Consider the following 24,355-nt stretch of genomic DNA (forward strand, 5'->3'; position numbering starts at 1 on the left):
CATGGGCAACTCTATTTTGCTTCAAACAGCTCTGGCTTTACCCAATCCCGATATTGAGGCTTTAATTCAAGGACGAACGATAGCAGCTATGCCTCGGATGTTTCTGAATCGGGGGCGGACATTTGCTTTGTATCCAGCTAATCTTTCGGTTGATTTGCTACCCTACGAGCAACATTATCGCTCGCACTTTTTGCCCATTGCTCAAAAGGCACTTGCTCAGTTAAATTCTGATCGAGTTTTGATAAAAGCTTGGGCTAGGTGCGAATCGTGCAAACCACTGGATAATCCTGAACCTTTAGATTTAGAGGCTTTGTCGCGATTAACCATCTGGAAAACAGAGGGATTACAGCAAATTCTCCTACAAGGGCGTTACATTTTTCTAGCTCATCTTCGCATCTATCTGCTACCTCAGCCGCTTGAAATGTCAGTGCAATCTAGTGGCAATTTTGTATCTTTGCCAAAATCCCTAACTGTTACTGATTCAACGCCTGTGTTGAGCGAGTCTATCTTTGCTAAACGCAGTCACAAGCTGAAAACATTTGAGCCTCCTGAACATCCAGAATTGGAAGAGTTGCAAAGTGCATTAGTGCATTTATCCACCACTAACCCAAAAGCTAAACAATTAGAGGCAGAAATCAAAATGTTTCTAGGTTGGTCGGAAAAATTACCAGCAGCAAAACCAGATCCTGATTTAGATTGGATTAAAACAATTGCACAAATCGGAAACTCTAGCGATGGTAATACATTTGAAAAGTTAGTCCGCAAAAGTTGTGTCAAGTTAGGTTTTGCCAATTCTAACACTAATCCGAAAGCTAGTCTCAATCCAGAATCAACAGGCGGCGCGGGTGGTTTGGACTTTTATTGCGAGACTCCCTATCCAGTAGCGGGAGAGTGCAAAGCTAGCAAACATGAAAGTGTACCTAATAGTGTAACGGCTCAACTAATTCATTTAGGTTTGACTCACTTGGGTCAAGATAGGTTCGATCGATCGGTTAAAATTATTTTGGCGGCTGGGCCTTTAACTAATCCAGCTAATCAAGCAGCTATTGGTAGTAAAATGAATGTAATTCGCCCAGAAACATTGCAAAAGCTGGTTGAACTGAAAGCTAAGCAACCAGGTTCGATCGATTTATTACAGTTAAAACCTTGTTTGGAACAACAGCCGTTTGGTGAGGAAGCCGATGCTAAGGTTAATCGCTATATTGACGATGTGCGGGAAAAGCTTAAAGTGCGATCGCACATAGTTCAGCTAGTCAAAGACTTTTTGGAAAGAACAAAATCAACAAGTGTTGAATTTAATCAGCTTCACGGTGCTTATGCCTTTTCTATGTCGCCCCAACCTTTAAAATATGAAGAAATGCACCAAATTTTAATAGAACTTTCCTCACCTTTGACTGGTTACTTAGGGCGAATTAAAGGCGAAGATTTAGGGCGCGATCGCTTTTATTTCCTGCGCGACTTGCCACTAGATGATTGAGATACATCAAGGGCGATTCCCTACGGGATAGCTTCGCCGCGCGTACTTTATCCAATTTCCTACACAGCATCAGGATCTATGCCCAATTCCCGCAACCTCGCAGCCAATCTTTCAGCAGTTTGCTATTATACTCAATTGTAATTTTAACACTCAAGACATCGATTACTAAAAGATCGATCGCCCTTATTGACTTTGCAATAAGCACAGACCGCAAGAGTTTTAATATTTTTCAAAATACAAATTAAATATTTGGTTCAGTTCACCATTTCGGCGATCGCCTCAACAAGGCTGTAGCTGCCGCACTGTCGAGAGGTTTAGAGAAAAAGTACCCCTGACCGTACTCGCAGCCGATCGCCCGCATTTGAGCCAATTGGGCGGCGGTTTCGACCCCTTCTGCCACTACCTCCATCCCCAAACTGCGGGCCAGCATGACGATCGCCCGCACGATTTCCAAATTTTCGCCCATTTCCCCGATGCGGGTAACAAAAGAGCGATCGACCTTCAAAATATTAATCGGGAACTTGTGCAAATAACTCAGAGACGAATAACCAGTGCCGAAATCATCAATACACAGCCCGATACCCAAGTCTCTCAAATGCGAAAGCATCGCCGCCGCCGCTTCTCCATCTTCCATCACCACACTCTCAGTAATCTCCAACTTCAAACAGCGAGCGTCAACACCTGTTTCCAGCAAAACTTGCTTAATTTGCTCGATCGACTCGGGTTCGGCAAACTGCCTTCCGGAAAGATTTACTGCGACTGTCAGCGGCGAATTTCCCACAGATAAATTCAAACTCTGCCACTTAATAATTTGGCGACAGCTTTCGTTTAAAACCCACAAACCCAAAGGCGTAATTAACCCTGTTTCCTCCGCCATCGCAATAAATTCCATCGGGGAAACTAAACCCCTTTCCGGGTGCAGCCAGCGCACCAGTGCCTCAAATCCGATAACCGATCCGCTTTTTAAACAAACGATCGGCTGATAATAAACAGTAAAAGGACATTCCAATTTTAAAGTAGTCAATTGCGACTTAGGACGCTCCAATCTCCGATCGATTTCACTCATCGGCGAGTTTTCCGCCGCCCCACAGGCGAAATCCACTATGGGATATTTGAAATTTAGTTCTTCAACCGACTCCCGCAAATCGTGTTCCAAGTGCATCAAAGCCACAGCCCGAGTGTGCATCGCACTGGTAAAAACTTCGTAGCGAGCTTTACCGAGAGCTTTGGCCCGGTACATGGCAATATCAGCATCGCGCAAAATATCTCCCGGCCACTGATATTGGTCGGTACTCAAAGCAATGCCGATGCTAGCAGTAATTAAAACTTTATTACCTTCCAAATAAAGCGGTCGTTCGATCGTTTTGAGAATTGCCTTTGCTTGGGCGATCGCCTCCTCAACACCGTGAATTTCTTCTAGCAAAATCACAAACTCATCTCCCCCCAGACGAGCCACCGTATCGCCTGGTCGCAAACAGGTCAAGAGACGGCGAGCCACAGCCACCAACAGCCGATCGCCCATGCGGTGTCCCTGACTGTCATTAATCACCTTAAACCTGTCCAAATCCAGAAACAGCACCGCAAACTGATAGCTCGGATGCCGTTGGGCGCGGGCAAAAGCTTGCCCCAACCTGTCAGTCAACAAAGCACGGTTCGGCAACTCTGTGAGCGCATCGTGCAAAGCATCGTGCAACAGTTGTTCTTCAGCCATCTTGCGCTCAGTCACGTCGTGACAGTTGACCACAATTCCCCGCACCGAAGGTTCGTTGAGCAAATTCGTCGCCACCGCTTCCAACACGCACCAGGAACCATCCTTGTGTTTCACTCGGTATTCCGCCATCCCCAGGCTAACTCTCGGCGTTTGCATCACACCTTGGAACACTTGATCCACTATCAGCAATTCGTCAGGGTGAATCAAGTCAAATATAGATCGGCCGAGGACTTCCGCCGTCGGGTAGCCCAAAATCCGCTCTAGGGAAGGAGATACATAGCGGCAAAAGCCTTTCTCGTCGAGAATCACAATAATGTCTCTAGCATTTTCAATCAATGATCGAAAGCGCTTCTCGCTTTGCCGCAGCTCTTGTTCCGTGCGCTTTTGGTCGGTAATATCGGTATTCATGTAAATCAGACCGACAATTTTCCCCGTGCGGTCTTTAATAGCATCGGCCCGCAGCAACACTTGCAAAGTTTTACCGCTTTTAGTGCGCTTGGTAATTTCACCAAACCAAGAATAACCCTGGGCGATCGTATCGAGTACGTCCCGGGCGACTGCGGGGTCAGCAAAAACTGCCGATATACCTCCGGCTAGTTTACATTCCTCTGCGGTGTCCCATTCAAATAGCTGAGAAAACGCTTGATTTTGATAAATGTGAGTGCCGTTGGCATCGCTGATGCCGATCGCGTCACTCGAACTTTCTACCGCCTTGCGAGTCAGCACCAGAGCTTCTTCTGCCCGCTTGCGCTCGGTAATGTCAATCCCTACCAGACAAGCTGCTTTGCCCTGATCGTACTTTTGAGCCACAATCAAATAGTATCCCTCCGACTCTCTCCCGTCGGTTTGTAGCTTAACGTTGAGTTCTTTAACCGCTTCCGTAGCGTCGCCGGCAAAAAACTCCACCACAAAAGAGTTAAAATCCGAGCTAGCGCCCAGAAAACCAATATCTTGACCGACAAAAGCCGAGGGCCGCAAACCATGCAATTTGGCTAAGTGCTGGTTAACCCCCAAATAGCGCAAATCCGAGCTAATCCAAGATACTGTTCCCGGAACTGCTTCCAAAATCGTTTGCAATTGGTCGTTAGCTTGCTGCAATGCTTCGTGCACGTCACATATCCGTTCCGACAAGTCCGACTGAATCCCTACGAAGTGAGTCAAGTTAGCGCTGTCGTCTCGCACGGGAGATAGCGACAATTTGCTCCAAAAAGGACTGCCGTCTTTGCGGTAATTTTTGATTGTTGTCTGGATTTCTCGACCTTGGCGCAAAGCGTCGCGGATGTTAGCTACGGTAGTTCGATCTGTATCGGGGCCTTGCAAAAATCGGCAATTGCGCCCCAAGATTTCACTGGCACAGTAACCTGTCATCCGTTCAAAGGCCGGATTGCAATAAATTATCGGACAATCGGGTGCATTGGCGTCAGCAATGACTATGCCGCTGCTAGTAGCTGCCAAGGCTCGATCGCACAGCCACAGTGCTTCTGATGCAGTATGGCGATCGCCGGCACCCCCCACTTCACCTAAATTAGAAATTGACTGGTTCTCCCGATCTCCCATCAGCCGAACTTTCAAGCAAACCTTTACAATTTCCGAGTTGCTTATTACTTTAGCCTTTTTCAGCATTTGTGCCACGTAAATTGTATCTTCGTACTTAAGTAAGCGGAATCTAACCTTAGTTGTTAATTGTATTTTGTACGCTTGCTGTTGGGCCTTGAAAAAAGCACATCTTCACTTCCGCAGCGAAGAACCCTCAATTCCTCTCCCCGTCAGGCTCTCTCCCCCTCAGACCCTCTCCCCTTCTCCCCGCGGCCTAGCAATCACGATCGGCAGCAGCTTATTTAGCAGGAGTTGCAGCTTGAGAACTCGGCGGCGCAATATTAATTAATGGCAAAGTTCCGCCTCCTCCCATTACTGTCGGAAACTGACCGTTCCATTTTTCAATTGCTTGCTGCTGCAAAATTTCGGCTGTTAAAGTTTGTCGCTGCAAGCGTTGAGCTTCTGCCTGACCTTTAGCGCGGTTTATTTCAGCTTGAGCGTCTTGGGTTGCTTTTTTAACTGTAAATTCTGCCTGTTTAGCTTCTTGTTCTGCTATTTGTTTGGCTTCGATAGCTTTGCTAAATTCTGGAGAAAAGCCAAAATTTATTAACGAAACATCTCTGACAATGACCCCGTAAGGTTCCAAGAGCTTTTTGAGGCTGTTGTCTATTTCGGTTTTGAGTGCCGTGCGCTTAGTAATAATTTTTCTGCGTTTTTTTTAGAACTTGCTGGTTTGAGAACTTCAGAAATTGCCGGACTCAAAATGCTGGTAACAATTTGTTTTTCGTCTCCCAATTGTTGGAAAAATTGATTTACTTTCGCCGGATCAACATTCCAGTTGACTGCCAAATCTGTAGTAATGCTTTGCAAATCTTTGGAGACTGCATCTGCTTTCAAATCTGTTTTTTGTACGCACGCTGAGAGTTTTTACAGAGGTGACGATCGGTAAAATCGGGTGGATGCCTTCATCTAAGATCGCATCTTGAACTTTGCCGAAGCGCATCATGACACCGCGATCCCCTGCGCCGACGAGGGCAAAAGGTCTTAAAATTAAGGCGGCGATGATGAAGACGATGCCACCGACTAGGTAGAGAGCTAGGTTGTACCGAACACCTTGCATGGTTTTCATATTTTAATTCAGCTAGGTTGTTTTACTGGATGTTAGTTTTCTATTCGCTCTTATCTAAGATTATAACTTCTTTTTAAGGGTGCAACAACTCATAAATTCCTTTATTTTTATCATAAAAGTCATAGGATTTTGAGGGTCGGAAAGCTTCTTAAATCAAAAAGATATTAGATTGCCGTTACAGTGAGGCTTTGGTATGAACAATGGCATTTGTACCTAGCTGGAATTATTGATGAATAAATGTTTCAATGATCTTGACAATGAAGAGGATTTTAGATAAAGAAGAAGTAAATAGATAGCTCTATCGCTCTTTGACCAAGGATCTGGGTGCAAGCCTCGCCCTTATAGGGCGACTTTAATTAAGACTTGTGAATAATCGAGTTAGCCCTTAGTCACGACATTATAATTAGGGCAGGAGGATAGAAAGAATGTTTAACTTAACTTACGAGTTCAAATTGAAACCAACCGCAGCACAAGTAGCCTTCTTTGAAGATTGGCTGGAACAGTGTCGCTGCGTCTATAACTACGCGCTAGCAGAGCGCAAGCATTGGTTTCAGTCTCGCAGTTGCCAAGTTAACGCTTGTTCTATCCGTTCTGAGTTCATCATTCGGGCCCAAACAAAGCGCCCAACTTATGCCAGTCAGTGCAAAAGCTTAACCGCAGCTAGGGCAAACATACCTGCTTTGTGTGCCGTCGCCGTACACGTTCTACAGCAAACCTTGAGAAGGCTTGAAAAAGCGTTCGTGAGTATGTGGGAGCAAAAGCACGGTTTCCCTCGTTTCAAAAAAGCGGGAGCAATGCGATCTTTTGTTTTTCCGCAACTGGGTGTCAATCCTGTCAACAACGGGGTACTAAAACTCCCTAAGATTGGCTTCGTTAAATTTCATCAATCGCGTCCTATCCCTGATGGCGCAAATATTAAGCAAGCGAGAATAGTTCGCAAGGCAAGTGGTTGGTACGTGATGCTAACCCTGCAATGGGATGTTTCCGTACCGTCAGTTATGCCACACGGTGAAGCGTTAGGCGTTGATGTTGGATTAACTAACTTCATAGCAACTTCCAATGGTCTTTTAGTTAAACGCCAAAAGTTTTTTGCTGATGCAGAGTGCAAGCTGAAATTGCTGCAAAAACGTGTCAGTCGGAAAAAGTTAGGCTCAAATAATTGGAAAAAAGCCCAGAAGAAAGTTGCCAAATTGCATGAGTACGTCGCTAACTGTAGAAAAGATTGGCACTGGAAATTGTCTCACCAACTCTGCAAAGACGTGGGGATGGTTTTTGTCGAGGACTTGAACCTGGTTGGTTTGTCTAAAGCTATGCTAGGAAAACATTGCTTGGATGCAAGCTGGGGACAGTTTTTTGCGATTTTAGAGCAAACCTGTTTTAAATACGGTGTGTATTTTCAAAAGGTAGATGCTCGTAAAACCAGCCAAATTTGTCCTAGTTGTGGTTTGGAGACAGGCAAGAAAGAACTGTCAGAGCGTATTCATTCATGTTCCAATTGTGGCTATACCACAGACCGAGATGTTGCAGCCGCACAAGTAGTTCTTATTCGAGGACTTGCAGCCGTAGGGCATACGGTCAAGATGCTTTCTGAGGGTAAATTCGTCGGAATCCCTGCGAAGAAAGAATCCTCGTACCTAAAGGTACGAGGAGTGTCAAAAGCGATAAAATGGCGATCGGATAGAGAAAGCTTTCTAGAAAGCTAAAAAATCAGCATCAAATAGGTATTTTTTATAAATTTTGAGTAGAAAATTGGAGGTGCTTGCCGCTAAAACCTTTGGGGGTTGGTTCAAGCACAAGCGAAAGATAGAATTTCACTCTCCGACCTACAGACTCTATTTGTAGAATTGGCATCGGCCGGCCTTGCTCAACCCACCTGAGTAGAAAAAAAGACTTCTTGGGCAAGCTAGGAATTTATAGCTACAAACGATAAAAATCTGAGTTTAAAAATGCCCGAAAATAAGTTAAGCTTAGATGAGAACGGTTGAAGAAAAATCAAAATGTTGCAGCGACACCCTTGGCCGCAGACAGTTGAAGAGGCGATCGCCATTCAAGAACAGCTTCGGTCAGAGGTAATTACCGCCCATCAACTGGACACAGTTCGGTACGTCGCCGGTGTAGATGTCGGCTACGACAGTGCAAACGATGTATCGCGGGCCGCTGTAACAGTTCTGAGCTTTCCCGACTTACAGTTGCAGCAGCAAGCTGTGGTTCGCAGTCCTACAACTTTTCCTTATATTCCGGGTTTCCTGTCTTTTCGAGAAGTGCCGGCAGTTCTCGAAGCTTTGGAAAATATTAGTTTGAGACCAGACTTGATATTGTGCGACGGTCAAGGACTAGCGCACCCCCGCAGATTCGGTCTTGCCTGCCATTTGGGGGTTTTGACAGGGATTGCCACGATCGGAGTTGCCAAAAATCGATTTATTGGAGAACATTCAGAAGTCGGACTCGACCGGGGCAGTTGGCAACCCTTGCTGTTGGAGGGATCAACAGTAGGAGCAGCGCTGAGGACGCAAACAGGGGTAAAGCCAATTTATGTTTCGATAGGTCATAAGGTAAACTTGATAACTGCGATCGAGTACGTCCTGCGCTGCGCCCCAAAATATCGCTTACCAGAAACAACTCGATCGGCAGACCAACTAACATCGGGATAACTGGCAAGCGCCGAAGGCATCAAAAAAAAAGTAAAAAGACCAAAAAAGCATCCGTCTTTGGACTTTTAATTTTTGAGGTGGCGCGGTTAAGTCAAAAAATCCTCTGAGTCTACTGCCAATCAGCTTTCGGTTCCATCCTTCCAGCGAACTAAAGAATGACTATACCTGAGAAAGAGGTATAAAAGTTGGGGGGGTTTATAGAATGATTGAAAGACAGTAACCAGCTTAAAACATTGGCGGCTCTAACAATAGTGCCCGGGCGTGAACTATTTTTAGTTCACATTTGTAAATTATGAAAGAGGCATCCTGCGAGTTAAACCAAAAGCTTAGATTCGTCTGATGAGGTTTCATAATTTACCGTCGGATATCTCACCACTGACTGGGAGTAACCACGACAGTGGGAGGCGAAGGCGCGATCGAGCTAAAAAATCAGAAAAAAACAAGGAGACAGTCATGGCTGAGAAAAGCAAACGCGGATTCGCTTCTATGGATGCAGAAAAACAGCGCGCAATTGCTAGCAAAGGCGGAAAAGCTGCACACGAGAAAGGAACTGCCCACGAATTCACCCCTGAAGAAGCCAGACAAGCTGGTCAAAAAGGTGGCGAAGCTGTCAGCAGAAATCGCGAACACATGGCTCAAATTGGTCGCGAAGGCGGTCGGAAAAGCCGCAAGAGCGAAGCTTAAGTCTCTCAAGGCTGGTGCTGTAATGAAAGATTGCACAGTTGCAGCGTTAGAGATAGCACTAGGACAGTGAACGTTTGAGGAGGTGGGGCGATCGAAGTTACCGAGGTAGTTCGATCGCCTAACCTCCAAAATTCGTCACTAGCGCCCTACAGCCTCGCAAATGTGAAAACCCCACAGGAATTAGTTTTTAGCAATCCCTGGCAAACCTTGAACAGCAATTTTTTAACCAAGCTGCACTGCGGTCAATAATTTTGGGGGAAAGAAAAGCTGATGAGAAGTAGTCAGAAGACAGAATTCAGAATTCAGAATACCCCATGCCTGAAGTCAGGTGTAACTTCAGGGAAAGAATTTTTTGTATTCCACGATTAAAATCGGGGGCCTTAAACCCCGATTCTCCATCCTGTCGCACACAATCTATTCTGGATTCTGGCTCCTAAATTCTGAATTCTTCTTCGGTAAGCGCGATTCAGTCTCTCAAAAAAAGCCAATACAAGCACTAAAAGCCCCGAACTCAGGGCTTTTTTGTATAGCTGCACATAATATTTTTAGAAGTTCGATCGAGTCGGCCCCAATAATTATAATTAAGTTTTTTGGTGAGGAACTCCGTCCTCAAAATAAATCAGTTAATATTTTTTTATATTTTTGAGCAAACCTATACAATCATGACAAACCAGCTAACTTTAGCATGGACAGAAGCTGGGGTGCGTCAAACTCGAACAATTCAAAACGGAGAGCCGAGCAAAAATCCGGGAACCGTGAGGCTAGGGCGCGATCCGGCGAAGTGCGATATAGTATTTTCGCATCCCAGCGTATCGGGGCTGCACGTTGAAATATTTTTTAATCAGGAATTGCAGGAGTATGCAGTGCGGAATTTGCGCGAAAGCAATCCGCCGCTGGTAGATGGAAAAATTCTCGCCCGAGGCGAAGCAAAATTGAACTCGGGAAGTCACATCCATTTAGGGCAAGTGCAAATCGAGGTGGTGAATGTGACGGAGGTGCAGGTAGCCGCGCCCCAGACAGTTTTGCTGTCTGGGCCTCCCGCACCTGGTAATTTTCAGCCGACGGGGCCTTCAAAATATGGTTTGCAGTGTCCCAAATGCAGCCGAATTTCGTCTTACGCGCAGTTGAATGCGGGGTGTCCGTGGTGCGGTACTTCTTTGGCGGCGGCGGCGAGTGTGGTGATGTCTCCGTGAGGGTTTGAAAAAGGGAAAATCGGGCTATGCGCTAAACACTCTCAACTTCAAAAATCTTTTTTTGCAGAAAGCTCAAAGCCGACGGCTGATGTTTAAAAAATCATGAATTCTCAACCCTTGCGCCTGCGACTGACTTGGACAGATACAGCTACGGGGGATTGTCGATCCCCGATACTCGACTTACCCATCGCTTTGGGACGAATTTTTGAAGCTATGCCCCCCACAATCAACGGGGAACGAGTTTCTCGAATTGCCCTCAGCAGCAGTCAAGTTTCTCGCTTCCACGCAGTGATTGGCACCGAAGGCAACAGTATTCTACTTACTGACACGGGTAGCCGCAACGGTACTTTTGTTAACGGCATTCGCCAAACCCGTTGCGTGCTGGCAAACGGGGATATGCTGCAAGTTGGGCCCTACGCGATCGGCATTTCTTTTGCTGTGAATTCCCCTGAAACGCCTTCGGTCAATTTTCACATTTTCTTTAACCCGCAGACCAATGGGCCAGATCCCGCATTGAACCAGCCAATAATGTTGCAGCTTCCTCAAACAAGTAGTAGGGGAGAATTTCCGCCGATCGCATTTTTGCAAGCTTCTCAAGTGTCAATGCGATCGCTCCAATCTAGGGGACTCCCTGTGACAGAAGTTGAGTGGGCTGCCGTTGGCGGTGGTTTAGGCAGCTTTATTTGGGTGGATTTGCTGAGAATTTGCGGCGTGAAAATTGAGCGAATTGCGGTTTTGGGTCTGGAAAACCAGCCTTACGCCCGCTATCTGCGTCTGTGCCTCAATTCTCAAATTCCGCTGCGCGAACGCCTACGATCGAATTCTGACTCTTGTCCAGACAACATTTGGGGGTGGCCTCCCTATGCTTTGCGGGAAGCTTGGCAGGAAGTGCTCAAGGGGCGTTTGGGGATGTCGTTGAAGTTGATGTGGCAGGTGTTTGCTGAACCGACTTTTGCCGAAACTTATACGCCTCGCGCGGGTAATGTGTTTGATTCTATTGACAGGGAAGTCGATCGAATTGGGTGGAATCAGATGTTTCGCTACGGTAGAGTGCGGGGAATTCGCAAAACAGATGACGGCAGGTACGCGATCGCTTATTCTCGATCGGATGCGGATCACCGCGAGCACGCTTTTTTAATCGCCAAATACGTACACTTAGCCACCGGCTATCCCGCCATTCAATTTCTGCCCGACTTGCAAGCTTACCGCGAAAAAACCCAGGATTTTGAGTCGGTTGTCAACGCTTATGAAAGCCACGACGGCGTTTACGAAAAGTTGGAGGCCAGCGGCGGCAGCGTGTTAATTAGAGGTCGGGGAATTGTGGCTTCCCGCGTGGTGCAGCGAATTTACGAAGCGCGACAGCGGAACCGCAACATTCAAGTATTGCATTTGATGCGATCGCCCAAACCTCAAGGTAACAAATTTAAACTCGCTCAGCGAAGAGTCGAAAATCACTACGAATTTCAACCTTTCAACTGGCCAAAAGCTTGCTGGGGCGGGGAACTTCGCGTACTTTTGGAACAAGCCGCCCCGGAATTGCGGCCGCAGTTGCTCACAGACTGGGGCGGCACTACCACAGCCCAGCGCAGCGACTGGCGGCGGATTGTCAAAGAAGGTTTAAGTCAAGGATGGTATCAAATTACCTTCGGTGAAGTCGAGCGAGTCGAGCGCGACAGTCAAAACCGCACAGTGACGTACATTCAGGAGAAGGAACTCAAGGGGCAAATTAAGTTAGAAGCTGATTTTATTATTGATGCTACGGGTTTGGACGCTAAGGTAAAAACCAGTCCCCTGTTAAACGATTTGGTAGCTCAATATAATCTTCCCCTCAACGGTTTGGGGCGACTGAGTGTTAACAACGATTTTGAAGTACCCGAATTGCGGAATTCTTCTGGTAGCAACACAGAAGGCCGGGTATACGCAGCAGGCGCGATTACTTTGGGGGGGCCTTACGCGCCCGTAGACAGTTTTTTGGGCTTGCAATACGCCGCCTTGCGTTCGGTTGAAAGTCTGGCCGCCAACCGAGTTCCTGGTGTGCGGAAATTGAGCGTTTGGCGATCGTTCGTGCAGTGGTGGAAGTGGATTTTAAATAAATCTCCCGACTAACTTGAAAGACGAAGTTCGGCAACGAGGAATGTACGGGATTTAATGGATTTAACTGAGATATTGCAGTATTGTCAATTACTTGTTTAGGAACAGGCAAGATGCCTGTTCCACAAGAGATGAATTTTATTGTGGAACAGGCATCTTGCCTGTTCTTAAGAATGGTGCAACATCTCAGATTTAATAGATTTAACTGAGATATTGCACTATTTCAATAGTTTTTTTACGGGCGGGCAGGATGCCTACCTCACAATAAAACTCACTATTTGTGGAACAGGCATCTTGCCTGTTCTTGAAAATGGTAAAAAAAAATGTCATATTTAACTGATTTAAACGAGGTTCCCATTCAATCTAAAATCTAAAATCCACAATCTAAAATCGAACAACCTTCCCATTCAATCTAAAATCTAAAATCTAAAATCGCATGACTCCCACATTATTCGGCCGTTGGCAAACTCGGTTACTGTTATTTGCAACCGTAGGCGTTTTAGTAACGCTGCCCTTTTTTCTGGGTTTAATTACCTCCCAATCAGGCTCAATCTTTTTCTGGATTTTAGGGTATGTAGCGATTTTTGGCATCTGCTGGGATGCTTTATATATATACATCCAGCAGTTCCGCTGGGATCGAGATTGGCCCGGCGCGTTTCAATTACTCGCTGGAATTTGGGAAGCACTTTTTGTGTTATTTTTAATCCAAATTATCGGTTTGCCCGGGATACCTGCACAAGATTTTGACTTGGGAGCTTTTGCTTTGCATTATAGTTTAGTGTGGCTGGCTATTTATCTGGCATCCCAAACACTGATGCGGATTTTGTTTCCCCACTGGCGTTTCCGAGGCGGGCAATGGTTGTAATAATACCTATAGGGGCGGTTTTTACTTACAATAATCGCCTCAAACCAATAATCTAATAAACCCGCCCCGGCTATTCTACCAATTCCCAATTCCCTACAGAATTTACAGTCAGGTGTACCCATCCCTAGGCACCCAACATAATTTATAGTAAGCTCAATTCAAAATTGCTGTGATCCTTCAATGCACCGTCCTCCTTGTATTTTCTCATTTTTTTCGGGTTCTGGCTTGCTCGATCTGGGTTTTGAGTCGATCGGCTTTAATGTAGCGTATGTCAATGAAATTTTCCCACCTTTCATGCAAGCATACCGCTATTCTCGGCAGTGCCTGAATTTGCCGCTACCAGAATACGGATATTGCGAAGGAGAGGAAGCAGATGTAACTCGACTTGTAGGGGGAGCACCAGCTTTTCGGTTGCGGGAATTGATGCAGGATGCCCGCAAGCATCACGATATTGTGGGGTTTATCGCGGGACCGCCTTGTCCTGACTTTTCTATTGGTGGCAAAAACCGGGGTGGGGAAGGAGATAAAGGTCAACTTTCAGCTTCATACATTGAATTGATTTGTCAGCAGCAGCCAGATTTCTTTTTATTTGAAAATGTCAAAGGTTTGTGGAGAACCAAAAAACATAAAGCTTTTTACGGCGAACTAAAACATCAGTTGGCTGATTCGGGATACGTTTTTGCCGAACGTTTAATTAATGCGATAGAATACGGTGTGCCACAAGATAGGGATAGAATTATTTTGATTGGAATTAGAAGAAACCTTGTCAAAAATCTGGGCATTTCCCTAGAGGAAAAAAGCCCAATGTTAGCAGAAAGTTTATTTCCTTGGCAAAGTCAGGTATTATATCCCAAATCAGAAATTTTTTCTCATCCTTGGCCTAAGAGAACCGCCTTTGCAGATGATGGTTTCGTGCCTTGTCCTGAGGGCATTCCCCAAGATTTAACGGTAGAATTTTGGTTCCAAAGAAATGACGTTCTCAACCATCCCAATGCCACACACTATTTCCAACCCAAAGCAGGCCTTAAGCGGTTTGCTTCCGTTGATGAAGGAGATGATTCAAAAAAATCTTTCAAGCGATTGCACCGATGGCGTTATTCGCCAACAGCTTGTTACGGCAATAACGAAGTTCACTTGCACCCTTACAAACTTCGTCGGCTTTCTGTTGCAGAAACACTGGCTATTCAGTCACTGCCAAAAGATTTTGCACTGCCGGCAAAGATGACGTTGACTAATATGTTTAAAACTGTTGGCAATGGGGTTCCTTATTTGGCTGCACAAGGTATTGCCAAAACAATTTTACAGTTTTTACAGACAAAATAAATAGAGAAATACGCCCAAATAAACCTTAGCATCAGCACTTTCGCTGTGGTGCGTGAGGGCGAGGAATTTTTGAATTCAAACTGTTGTGAGATTTTTAACACTCACCCACGGCCCCAACTACATTTTTGTGCCTGACGCGCGGTTTAAGATTGATTGTCGGTGGCGCAAGTTACTAGCCGCGCCTCACACACCCTACAGATTTGTGAAAGTGGTTTTTTTAAGAGACAAGATTGTATGGCTTCGCCAACTATTTTCAAGGGCATTTGCGTTTATCTGCTCTTTCCCCTATCCATTAAAGATTTATGCAATAAGTCTAATAAACAGCCGAGGGTGCTGAGAAAGAGAAAAGACGGAGAAAAATAAAAGTTCACAAAGGGTTTAGACTTGTTATATAATAGTTGGTTAAGGTTGAAAACCTATATTTTTTATTGCCTGCAATTCGCCATGACCGTTAAACCCCGCCGCTATCACATCACTACTTTCGGATGCCAGATGAATAAAGCCGACTCGGAACGGATGGCCGGCATTCTGGAAAATATGGGCTTTGAGTTCTCGGAAGACCCGAACGAAGCTAGCTTGATTCTCTACAATACTTGCACAATTCGCGATAATGCCGAACAAAGAGTTTATTCTAACCTAGGAAGGCAAGCTCATCGCAAACGCCAAGAACCAGGTTTAACTTTAATTGTAGCTGGATGCGTGGCGCAGCAGGAAGGTGAAGCGCTACTGCGGAGAGTGCCGGAATTAGACTTAGTAATGGGGCCACAACACGCTAACCGACTTGAAGATTTGCTGGAACAAGTTTTTGAGGGCAATCAAGTTGTGGCGACTGAAGCTGTTGAGATTATGGAGGATATTACTAAGCCGCGCCGCGACAGCAAGGTGACTGCTTGGGTGAATGTAATTTACGGCTGCAATGAACGCTGCACTTATTGTGTTGTCCCCAATGTTCGCGGGGTTGAACAGTCGCGAATGCCGGAGGCAATTCGGGCGGAAATGGAGGATTTGGGCCGTCAAGGTTACAAGGAAGTAACGTTGTTGGGGCAAAATATTGATGCTTACGGACGCGATTTGCCGGGGACAAAACCGGACGGCAGCAACCAGCATACTTTGACGGATTTGCTTTATTTTGTGCAGGATGTGCCGGGAGTCGATCGCCTCAGATTTGCTACTAGCCACCCGCGCTATTTTACGGAGAGATTGATTAAGGCTTGTGCTGAATTACCGCAGGTGTGCGAACATTTTCACATTCCTTTTCAGTCCGGAGATAATGATATTTTGAAAGCGATGTCGCGGGGTTATACTCAGGAAAAATACCGCCGGATTATTGATACAATTCGCCGTTATATGCCGGATGCTTCGATTACTGCGGATGCGATCGTCGGTTTTCCTGGCGAGACGGAAGCGCAGTTTGAGAAGACTCTGAAGTTAATCGAAGATGTTGGTTTCGATTTGGTGAATACTGCTGCTTATTCGCCGCGCCCGGGAACGCCTGCGGCTTTGTGGGAAAATCAGTTGAGTGAGGAGGTGAAAGCCGATCGCCTGCAACGAATCAATCATGTAGTCACAACAACGGCGATGGAACGATCGCAGCGCTATTTCGGACGCACTGAAGAGGTTTTGGTGGAAGTCCAAAATCTGAAAGATTCAACTCAGGTGATGGGACGCACTCGCGGCAATCGTCTCACATTTTTTAAGGGCGATATTGCTGAATTGGCGGGTAAAATTGTGCGGGTTAAAATTACAGATATTCGCGCTTTTAGTTTGACGGGAGAAATGGTGGAATAGTTTGGACTTTTGAGTTTTGGGTTGAACCAAAAATAATGTTTGCCCACTCAATACTCAAAACATAAAGTGTAGAGTGTTAAATCGCAACTAGATTTGTGGGAAGAAGTAATTTAACATCAGCAGCAAATTATGCTGAATATAATTCGCATTTTGCTGCCCACAACTCTTCCTAAAAATAAGCATGACTGGAGTATTGAGTTCCGGGAATATCTAAGTGCGCGAAAAGACGATGAAGGAAATAAACTGTTTCAAGCTAGGGCAAGAAACTGGAATCGAATGCGGAGGGAAATGATGCAATTTTTGAGTAAAGGTGGCTGTTTGCTGTGGATTCTGGCGACGGTTTAACTGAAAATGACCGGGGGGAATTGAGGCTTTTGACAGGCGGGAGGGGGATTTTAACCGCAGAGATCGCAGAGGAGAGAGAGGAAGAGTGGAACAGAGGAGATAAATAGTCTTAAAGCGGTTCGTCTCTGCGTTAGCTGCGCTAACTGCGTGTATATTTGTCGAAAAGTCCTAGGAGTAGTGAAAAATGACAACGATGCGGATCGGGCTATTGTTCGGGGGGCGATCGGGCGAACACGAAGTCTCAATTAGTTCAGCGCGGGCGATCGCCCGTGCCCTCGCTGCCGACGAAAATGCCTCTAAATACGAAGTTCTGCCCTTTTACATCCAAAAAAACGGCCACTGGCTGTCGGGAACATTACCTCAACAAGTCTTAGCCAGCGGAAAACCTCTGGAAATAGAGCAAGAACCAGGACAAAACGACTCTCCCGCTGGACAGTTTCCTAATTTTAATGCCGTAGATGTTTGGTTCCCGGTTTTGCACGGGCCAAACGGCGAAGATGGTACAGTGCAAGGATTGCTGAAATTAATGCAAGTTCCTTTTGTCGGTTCCGGGGTTTTAGGTTCGGCGCTGGGAATGGATAAAATTGCCATGAAAATGGCTTTTGCTCAGGCTGGTTTGCCACAGGTAAAATACATCGCTGTCAACCGTTCAGAAATCTGGTCTAATCCTTGCGTTTTCCCCAAACTGTGCGACAAAATTGAAGCTGATTTGGGCTATCCTTGCTTTGTAAAACCCGCTAATTTGGGGTCGTCAGTGGGAATTTCTAAAGCTCGATCGCGCGCTGAATTAGAAGCAGCTCTCGACAGCGCCGCCAGCTACGACAGGCGGATAATTGTCGAAGCGGGTGTGGTTGCGAGAGAATTAGAATGTGCAGTTTTGGGTAACGATAATCCCCAAGCTTCAACGGTGGGAGAAATTACTTTCCAAAGCGATTTCTACGACTACGAAACTAAATATACCCAGGGACAAGCCGACTGCTCAATCCCGGCCAAAGTCAGCGGTGCGATCGTCTCGCAAATCCAAGAAATGGCAGTGCAAGCATTTTTGGCTATAGACGCGGCAGGTTTAGCGCGAGTAGACTTTTTCTACATTGAATCAACCGGAGAAGTTTTGATTAACGAAATCAACACTTTTCCTGGCTTTACAGCTACCAGTATGTATCCGCAAATGTGGGCAGCCGACGGCATTTCTTTCCCTGAATTAGTAGACCGTTTAATTCAATTAGCTCTCGAACGGCACGGGGAAAAAGGTTGAATTGCGAGCCGCAAACAGTTTGCCTGCCAACAGCAAAGAATATTTTTTTCGCAGGTAATATATCCATATCAGCGGAAACGATATAACATGGTTGTGGCAGGCACTGCCTGCCAGCAACCCAATTTCCGCTGGGGGTCGATGGACTGGGAATTTTCAGCAGTGGGGTATAAATTAAATGCACCCTAAAATGTTTAAGCGAGAACGGCGAATAGCAGCGTCAATCTCACATCTGGCATCTCAAAATTTAACTCGGTTAACTTAGATGAGACGTTTCACTCAACTGCCGCAGTGGTGGACTTACGGACTGGTATTTCCCCTAGCGGTACTCAACTGCTGGTTAGCCCTCCTAGTCTTTGAATATTTTCGCGCCCTGATTACAGTTTTGGTAGTCGCTACAGTGCTGTCTTTTTTGCTAGATTATCCAGTGCGCTTTCTGCACAGATACGGCTTGAAGCGCGATCGAGCAGTTTTGTCGGTATTGTTTTTGACTTTACTGCTATTGGTGGTTTTAGGTCTGACTCTAGCCCCCATTCTGCTAAACCAAATTACTGAACTTGCCACCCGACTGCCGACTTGGATAGTTTCTGGCACAGAACAGATTGAAGCGTTCAACAAGTGGGCGGAAAATCGCAATCTCCGCATTGATGTTAGCGGTTTGACTACCAAATTGAGCGATCGACTTTCAGCTCAGTTGCAGTCTCTCACTGGCGAAATTCTCAAATTTGGCTTGGGTGCTGCAGACAGTCTGTTGAATTTCCTCCTCACAATAGTCGTGACATTCTACTTGCTCTTGCACGGCGATCGCGTCTGGGAAGGATTGTTTAAATGGTTTCCCTCCAAGCTGAGCCTTCAATTGCGAGAGTTGCTGGCGCGAAGCTTCCACAACTACTTCGTCGGGCAAGCAACTTTGGCGGGTTTGATGGGACTGTCTATCACTGTTGTTTTTTTAATTTTGCGAGTTCCCTTCGGACTTCTGTTCGGTTTGGGTGTGGGTGTAATGACTATGATTCCCTTCGGGGCACCTTTCAGTATTTGCATTGTCAGTTTGCTGATCACATTAAACAACTTTTGGCTCGGCGTCACAGTTTTAGCTGTCGCTACAGTAATTGAGCAAATAATTGAAAGCGGGGTTGCTCCTCGGTTATTAGGCGGTTTTATCGGTCTCAATCCTGTGTGGATTTTGGTGGCGCTGCTGGTGGGGGTTAAGGTGGCAGGAGTAGCAGGTTTGTTAGTTGCTGTGCCGATGGCTGGTTTTATTAAGAATACTGTTGATGTTTTGGAAATTTCGAGGAACAAGTCGAAGGAAATCGATTCGGTTAGTTCCATTGAACCTATGGAGCAATAAAATTCCTCCATAGGTTCAAATTTTAGATTTGAAGAGAGTTTTTGCAGGCTATTTGACTTCGGTTTAGTTGGTACTTTAGCTTGAGGCTTTAGAGGTTTTTTACTTCCTGCTTTAGGGTGAGGCTTTCCGGTGCTTTAGCTGCTATCCTTCCTGGATGCAGGCGGGATCAAAAACCCCGTTTCTAGGTTAACGTCGAGCGCTCACAACGAAGATTTTGCGTAGAAACCTGGTTTTTTTGAGTGCAGGATTGTTGTTGACTTCGGATATCAATCCTGTGAAAAGTTTGCGGGAAATACGGAATATGCGAGCTGGCTAGCGTAGTTTGTATTATCGCACTCAGGCGGTAATTCGCCCGTGAAGACCCAGTTCGATCACACTCAAAAGCTGGAATTCACAAACAATTTGCCTGCGACTGTCCGGTTTCTACCCCAGCTTGTAGGGTAAACCCCACCAGTCAAGCAGAGCTCATCAATGCTTGAATTAAAATTAAAGAACCTTTAGGTCTAATTTAATTACAGTAGGTGCTAAAAATGCAAAACCATAATTATAACTCTCGCTCTAACTCTCACCAAATCAATACTCTATCAACCAAAAATATGCCTGCTACAACTGTGCGTTCTCGCCGTTTTTATTTGCCGAAAAAACTTGCTTTTTTATCCCTCATTTTGCTCGGTTCCACCGCAACTGTTGGGTGCAACGCCATAACTTCTCAAGTTCCTGGAAGTTCTAACGCCATTCAAGCTGAACCTTCAACTACAGCGCCAATCTCAGCATTGCCGGCGAATATACTGCCCTCTCAAGACTCTAATTTTGTCACTAAAGTTGTGCAGGAAGTCGGCCCGGCAGTGGTGCGGATCAATTCGTCTCGCACGGTGACGAACCAAGTTCCAGAGGAGATACCCGAGCAATTCCGCCGCTTCTTCGGTTCAGAATCTCCGATTGCGCCGGGAAATCGGGTAGAACGGGGTTCCGGTTCGGGTTTTGTTTTTGGTTCTGATGGCCGCATTTTGACTAACGCTCACGTCGTTAACGGGGCGGATACGGTGACGGTAAAACTGAAGGATGGCCGCGAATTTGTCGGCAAAGTTTTAGGCGTAGATACAGTTACTGATGTGGCTGTTGTTAAAATAGAAGCTAACAATTTGCCTGTGGTGAGTTTGGGCAAATCTGAAGAGTTACAGCCGGGAGAATGGGCGATCGCGATCGGCAATCCCCTCGGTTTGGACAATACTGTGACTGTGGGCATTATTAGCGCTACAGGCCGTTCTAGCGCCGATGTCGGTGTTCCTGACAAGCGCGTCAGCTTTATTCAAACCGACGCTGCGATCAATCCCGGCAATTCCGGCGGCCCGCTGCTGAACCAGCGCGGTCAAGTTATCGGCATGAATACGGCGATTATTCAAGGCGCTCAAGGATTGGGTTTTGCTATTCCGATCGATCGAGCACAACAAATTGCCGACCAATTAGTAACAGCAGGAAAAGCCGAACATCCTTATCTCGGCGTTCGGATGTTGAGCATTACTCCCGAAATCAAGAGAGAATTTAATCAAAATCCCAACACCAAATTGAGGCTGACTGAAGATAAAGGCGTGTTAGTTTTGGGAGTTGCGAAAAATTCTCCAGCGGCACAAGCTGGAGTTCGCCTTGCCGATGTCATCAAGAAAATCAACGGTAAAGAAGTCAGCGATGCTGGCAGCGTACAAGAAATTGTTGAGAAAAGTACCGTGGGCAGCGATCTGCAGCTTGAATTAAGCCGCGGCGGACAACCTGTCACTGTGGCGGTGAAAGCGGGTGCTTTTCCAGCGGAGCAGCAGCAGTAGAATAGTTGATTGAAACTTATATCTTGCACCATTGTCAATAATCCTTTTATGAACAGGCAAGATGCCTGTTCCACAAGAAAATTTATCTCTTGTGGAACGGGCATCTTGCCCGTTCTTGAGAATGGTGCAAGAGGTGAGTTTTAACTCATATGTTGCACCATTGTCAATAATCCTTTTATGAACAGGCAAGATGCCTGTTCCACAAGAAAATTTATCTTTTGTGGAACGGGCATCTTGCCCGTTCTTGACAATGGTGCAAGATTTAAGTTTTAACCGAATTGTGCTGTGAGATGGGGTTTAAACCCCGGCGGGATGTGGGGGGTACTCGTTATAGTAAGTTACCATAATTTATAGGGGTTATTAAGAGGTAGAAAAATGGCTAACATTAATCGGAGGCGTACTGAAAATATTAACGGTAATTTTTATGTAGACAGTACCTGCATTGACTGTGATACTTGTCGGTGGATGGCACCTGAAGTATTTACTCAAGAGGGAGAACAGTCTGCGGTTTACCACCAGCCAACTAATGAAGCTGAAGAAATGCGATCGCTCGCGGCTCTTTTGTCTTGTCCCACAAGTTCGATCGGCACTGTTGAAAAACCGAAAAAAATCAAAGAAGTTCAGCAAAATTTGCCCGCACTCGTAGCAGAAAATGTCTATCACTGCGGCTACCACTCAGAGAAATCCTACGCCGCGGCCAGCTATTTAATTGTCCGTCCCAATGGCAATATTTTAGTTGATTCTCCCCGTTTTGTGCCGCCGCTAGTCAAAAACATAGAAGCAATGGGCGGCATTCGCTATATGTACTTGACTCACCGCGACGATGTGGCAGATCATCAACAATACCACGATTATTTTGGGTGCGATCGCATTCTCCATGCTGACGAAATTAACGCAGGTACTCGCAGTGTAGAAATTCAATTGTCGGGCCGTGAACCCCATCAAATCGCAGATGATTTGTTGATTATACCTGTTCCCGGTCACACGAAAGGTCACACAGTTTTGCTTTACAATAACAAGTTTTTGTTCAGCGGCGATCATCTTGCTTGGTCGGAAAGTTTGCAGCAGCTAGTTGGCTTTCGCGAAGTCTGTTGGTATTCTTGGCCGGAACAAATCAAATCTATGCATAATTTGGCTAATTATGACTTTGAATGGGTGTTGCCGGGACACGGCCGCAGGTATTATGCCGATCGAGGAACCATGCGCGAGCAAATGCAACAGTGTATTGCTTGGATGGTCGATTCTTAATAGATACTCGGCGGTTGAAACCGCTACTACACACCCAAAGTCCGCCTAGGCGGACTAAGAATAAGAGGGATTTTGTATTACGCTTTGGGAATCGCCACCAAAGTCATAGAATTAGCCGGGTAAGTTGCCTGAAATCCAGTACCACTGGCACCTAAATCGCTCTGACGGACGATCGCCCCCAAATTCCCTTCACTGTAAGTGTAAAATTGAGCTTTCCCCGCAGGTTTAAATCCTTTTAAACTCAATTTGCTAGTCAAATTGTTGTTGGTTTTATTAATAATTACCAGCGTCAGAGTACCATCACTGCTGCGATCGGCTGCGTAGATTGACACAAGTCCCTGATCTTGGCTAAGCGATCGCACCCAAGTATCGCCATACTTACCGCCCTTACCGTCGTAATTCATGTACATTCGGAAAGCATAGGCCCCCGGTTCCGAAGACTTAGGAGGCCCCCATAGCGTCGCTAAATCCACTTGTTCCCGCCCAAAAATCCCCAGTACATCGGCTTGGGCTAATGCCCCGTTAATTGACTCTAAACCGCCCCAATTGTATTCAGTAATCGCGAGTTTTGTACCTGGATAATCTTCCTTGATCCACTCTCGAAACCGGGGAAGGATTGTTAATGGCGGATTGTATTTTCCTATCCAACTTTCATCAGTATAGGTAGTATCCCACAGAGAACGAGTCGATCGCAGTCGTAGCGCTTGGGTTTTGGCATCGCCGGCGGGACAATTGGCCAAACAGGTATCGTTCGCCGCAGGATAGTAGTGTTCGTCGAAATAGTCGAGAATCCGAACACCTTTCTGCTGTTCGTAAGCGCGCATTTGTTGCAAGTACCACCGCGCAAACCAGACACCGCCGTGTTTTTCACGATCGCCTTTTACCAGAGAGTCCACATAGACAGGCCAGCCAAAATCCGACGGGCCGAGTACCTTAGCAGTGGGCTCTGTAGCTTTTACCATTGACGCATATTGATAAGTGCGATCGCGCAATTCATCGTAACTTGTCGGTTCTGGATGAACATCGCGGTGAGTATTTCCCCAGCCGCTTGGTTCGTTGTCCATTTGATAAATTTGCACACCGCCGTTAGTAGCAGTACCGTGGGTTTTAACTAAGTGTTGAACCCAAGCTTGTTGAAAAGCTGGGTCGCTAATAATACTGACATCAAGGCGATTATTATCAGTTATCAAAGTGCCGTCGGGACGCTTACCGTTGCCGCACTTATCGCCTTCTGGAAAAATGTAGGGGTTTGTTTTTTCTTGCGGGCCGTATTTGGATACTCTAAAGCCACAGTTCCAAGTGCTAAATTTATTTACATAGCCAATCATCGGAATAGTAACAATACTTTTGCTGCCGTTTTGGCGGTTAGTTTTGATAATTTTCTCTATAGAATCGCCGGGAACAGGATTTTTATTGTCGCCGCCACCCACGAAAAAAAAGTCGTCCCCGCTGTTGGAAGAATCGACTAGCCAATTGTAACGGCTAGTCTGATTTCCTCCCCAGCGTGCTACTGGAATTGGCAACTCTTGGGTGAGGGCTGGATCGATAAAATCGTTCATACCATAGATGTCGGGACTTATGGAATGTCGATCGGCTGTAACATCAACAGATAAAGGCGGGCCGATAGTCTGGGCGATCGCCATTTTGATGTAAGCTGCTGTTGCTACCACCCCCAAAGCAGCCAAAACACCTAACAATAATAGGATAATCCAACGCGGTTTATTTTCGCGAGCAAGCCACAAAAATCGTCTATTCATTTTTTATTTTACCTGGGGATGTTTAGATTATTGTATTACATTGTTTTCGGCGCGTTTATCTAGCTTGATAAGCTGTTATACATTTAAATTTATTTTTTGGGCGGGCTAGAAGCACCCCACAAGAGTATACGTGTAAG

15 protein-coding genes and 3 pseudogenes are annotated in these 24,355 nt (G+C 45.9%); 14 read left to right on the top strand and 4 right to left on the bottom strand.

What is annotated here, in order from left to right; all coding sequences use genetic code 11:
- The first annotated feature begins 1 nt into the window (after position 1).
- Complete coding sequence (locus tag D0A34_12260; GenBank protein ID UNU19539.1) at positions 2-1,477, top strand: DUF1802 family protein; 1,476 nt, start codon at positions 2-4, stop codon at positions 1,475-1,477.
- 259 nt (positions 1,478-1,736) lie between these two features.
- Here D0A34_12260 and D0A34_12265 read toward each other — a convergent pair whose 3' ends face one another.
- Both D0A34_12265 and D0A34_12270 read right to left on the bottom strand, forming a co-directional pair.
- The gene (locus tag D0A34_12265) at positions 1,737-4,811 is read right to left on the bottom strand and encodes an EAL domain-containing protein (protein ID UNU19540.1); all 3,075 of its coding nucleotides are present in this window, start codon (positions 4,809-4,811) and stop codon (positions 1,737-1,739) included.
- A 211-nt stretch (positions 4,812-5,022) separates the two neighbouring features.
- Positions 5,023-5,853: pseudogene (locus D0A34_12270) on the bottom strand (prohibitin family protein).
- Positions 5,854-6,278: 425 nt separating this feature from the next.
- Between D0A34_12270 and D0A34_12275 the strand changes: the two are divergent.
- From D0A34_12275 to D0A34_12330, 12 genes and pseudogenes are all read left to right on the top strand, one after another.
- Positions 6,279-7,481: pseudogene (locus tag D0A34_12275) on the top strand (transposase).
- 369 nt (positions 7,482-7,850) lie between these two features.
- A complete protein-coding gene (locus D0A34_12280) occupies positions 7,851-8,504 on the top strand; it encodes a deoxyribonuclease V (protein ID UNU19541.1) in 654 nt (217 codons plus the stop codon).
- 453 nt (positions 8,505-8,957) lie between these two features.
- A complete protein-coding gene (locus tag D0A34_12285) occupies positions 8,958-9,188 on the top strand; it encodes a stress-induced protein (GenBank protein ID UNU19542.1) in 231 nt (76 codons plus the stop codon).
- 662 nt (positions 9,189-9,850) lie between these two features.
- Positions 9,851-10,381, top strand: coding sequence for an FHA domain-containing protein (locus D0A34_12290; protein UNU19543.1), 531 nt, complete (start codon positions 9,851-9,853; stop codon positions 10,379-10,381).
- Positions 10,382-10,483: 102 nt separating this feature from the next.
- Positions 10,484-12,487 carry an FHA domain-containing protein gene (locus D0A34_12295; GenBank protein UNU19544.1) on the top strand — a complete coding sequence of 668 codons (2,004 nt, stop codon included), beginning with the start codon at positions 10,484-10,486 and terminating at the stop codon, positions 12,485-12,487.
- A gap of 421 nt (positions 12,488-12,908) precedes the next feature.
- Positions 12,909-13,337 (top strand): hypothetical protein, encoded by a 429-nt coding sequence (locus tag D0A34_12300; GenBank protein ID UNU19545.1) that lies wholly within the window; start codon positions 12,909-12,911, stop codon positions 13,335-13,337.
- Positions 13,338-13,517: 180 nt separating this feature from the next.
- Positions 13,518-14,660, top strand: coding sequence for a DNA cytosine methyltransferase (locus D0A34_12305; protein UNU19546.1), 1,143 nt, complete (start codon positions 13,518-13,520; stop codon positions 14,658-14,660).
- 444 nt (positions 14,661-15,104) lie between these two features.
- A complete protein-coding gene (gene miaB, locus D0A34_12310) occupies positions 15,105-16,448 on the top strand; it encodes a tRNA (N6-isopentenyl adenosine(37)-C2)-methylthiotransferase MiaB (protein UNU19547.1) in 1,344 nt (447 codons plus the stop codon).
- A gap of 129 nt (positions 16,449-16,577) precedes the next feature.
- Positions 16,578-16,793, top strand: a complete 216-nt coding sequence (locus D0A34_12315) for a hypothetical protein (GenBank protein UNU19548.1) — start codon at positions 16,578-16,580, stop codon at positions 16,791-16,793.
- A gap of 184 nt (positions 16,794-16,977) precedes the next feature.
- Entirely contained in the window at positions 16,978-18,048 is a 1,071-nt protein-coding gene (locus D0A34_12320) for a D-alanine--D-alanine ligase A (protein UNU19549.1), read from the top strand.
- 262 nt (positions 18,049-18,310) lie between these two features.
- Positions 18,311-19,393, top strand: coding sequence for an AI-2E family transporter (locus D0A34_12325; protein UNU19550.1), 1,083 nt, complete (start codon positions 18,311-18,313; stop codon positions 19,391-19,393).
- Positions 19,394-19,923: 530 nt separating this feature from the next.
- Positions 19,924-21,213 (top strand): PDZ domain-containing protein, encoded by a 1,290-nt coding sequence (locus D0A34_12330; protein UNU22269.1) that lies wholly within the window; start codon positions 19,924-19,926, stop codon positions 21,211-21,213.
- Positions 21,214-21,234: 21 nt separating this feature from the next.
- Here D0A34_12330 and D0A34_12335 read toward each other — a convergent pair.
- Positions 21,235-21,492 (bottom strand): annotated as a pseudogene (locus D0A34_12335) (hypothetical protein).
- 96 nt (positions 21,493-21,588) lie between these two features.
- Between D0A34_12335 and D0A34_12340 the strand changes: the two are divergent.
- Positions 21,589-22,461, top strand: coding sequence for an MBL fold metallo-hydrolase (locus D0A34_12340; protein ID UNU19551.1), 873 nt, complete (start codon positions 21,589-21,591; stop codon positions 22,459-22,461).
- Positions 22,462-22,538: 77 nt separating this feature from the next.
- Here the strand turns inward: D0A34_12340 and D0A34_12345 are convergent, their stop codons facing one another.
- Positions 22,539-24,218: an endoglucanase gene (locus tag D0A34_12345; GenBank protein UNU19552.1), complete on the bottom strand. Its 1,680-nt coding sequence runs from the start codon at positions 24,216-24,218 to the stop codon at positions 22,539-22,541.
- Positions 24,219-24,355 lie beyond the last annotated feature (137 nt).

Source organism: Microcoleus vaginatus PCC 9802 (assembly GCA_022701275.1).
Lineage (GTDB): Bacteria > Cyanobacteriota > Cyanobacteriia > Cyanobacteriales > Microcoleaceae > Microcoleus > Microcoleus vaginatus_A.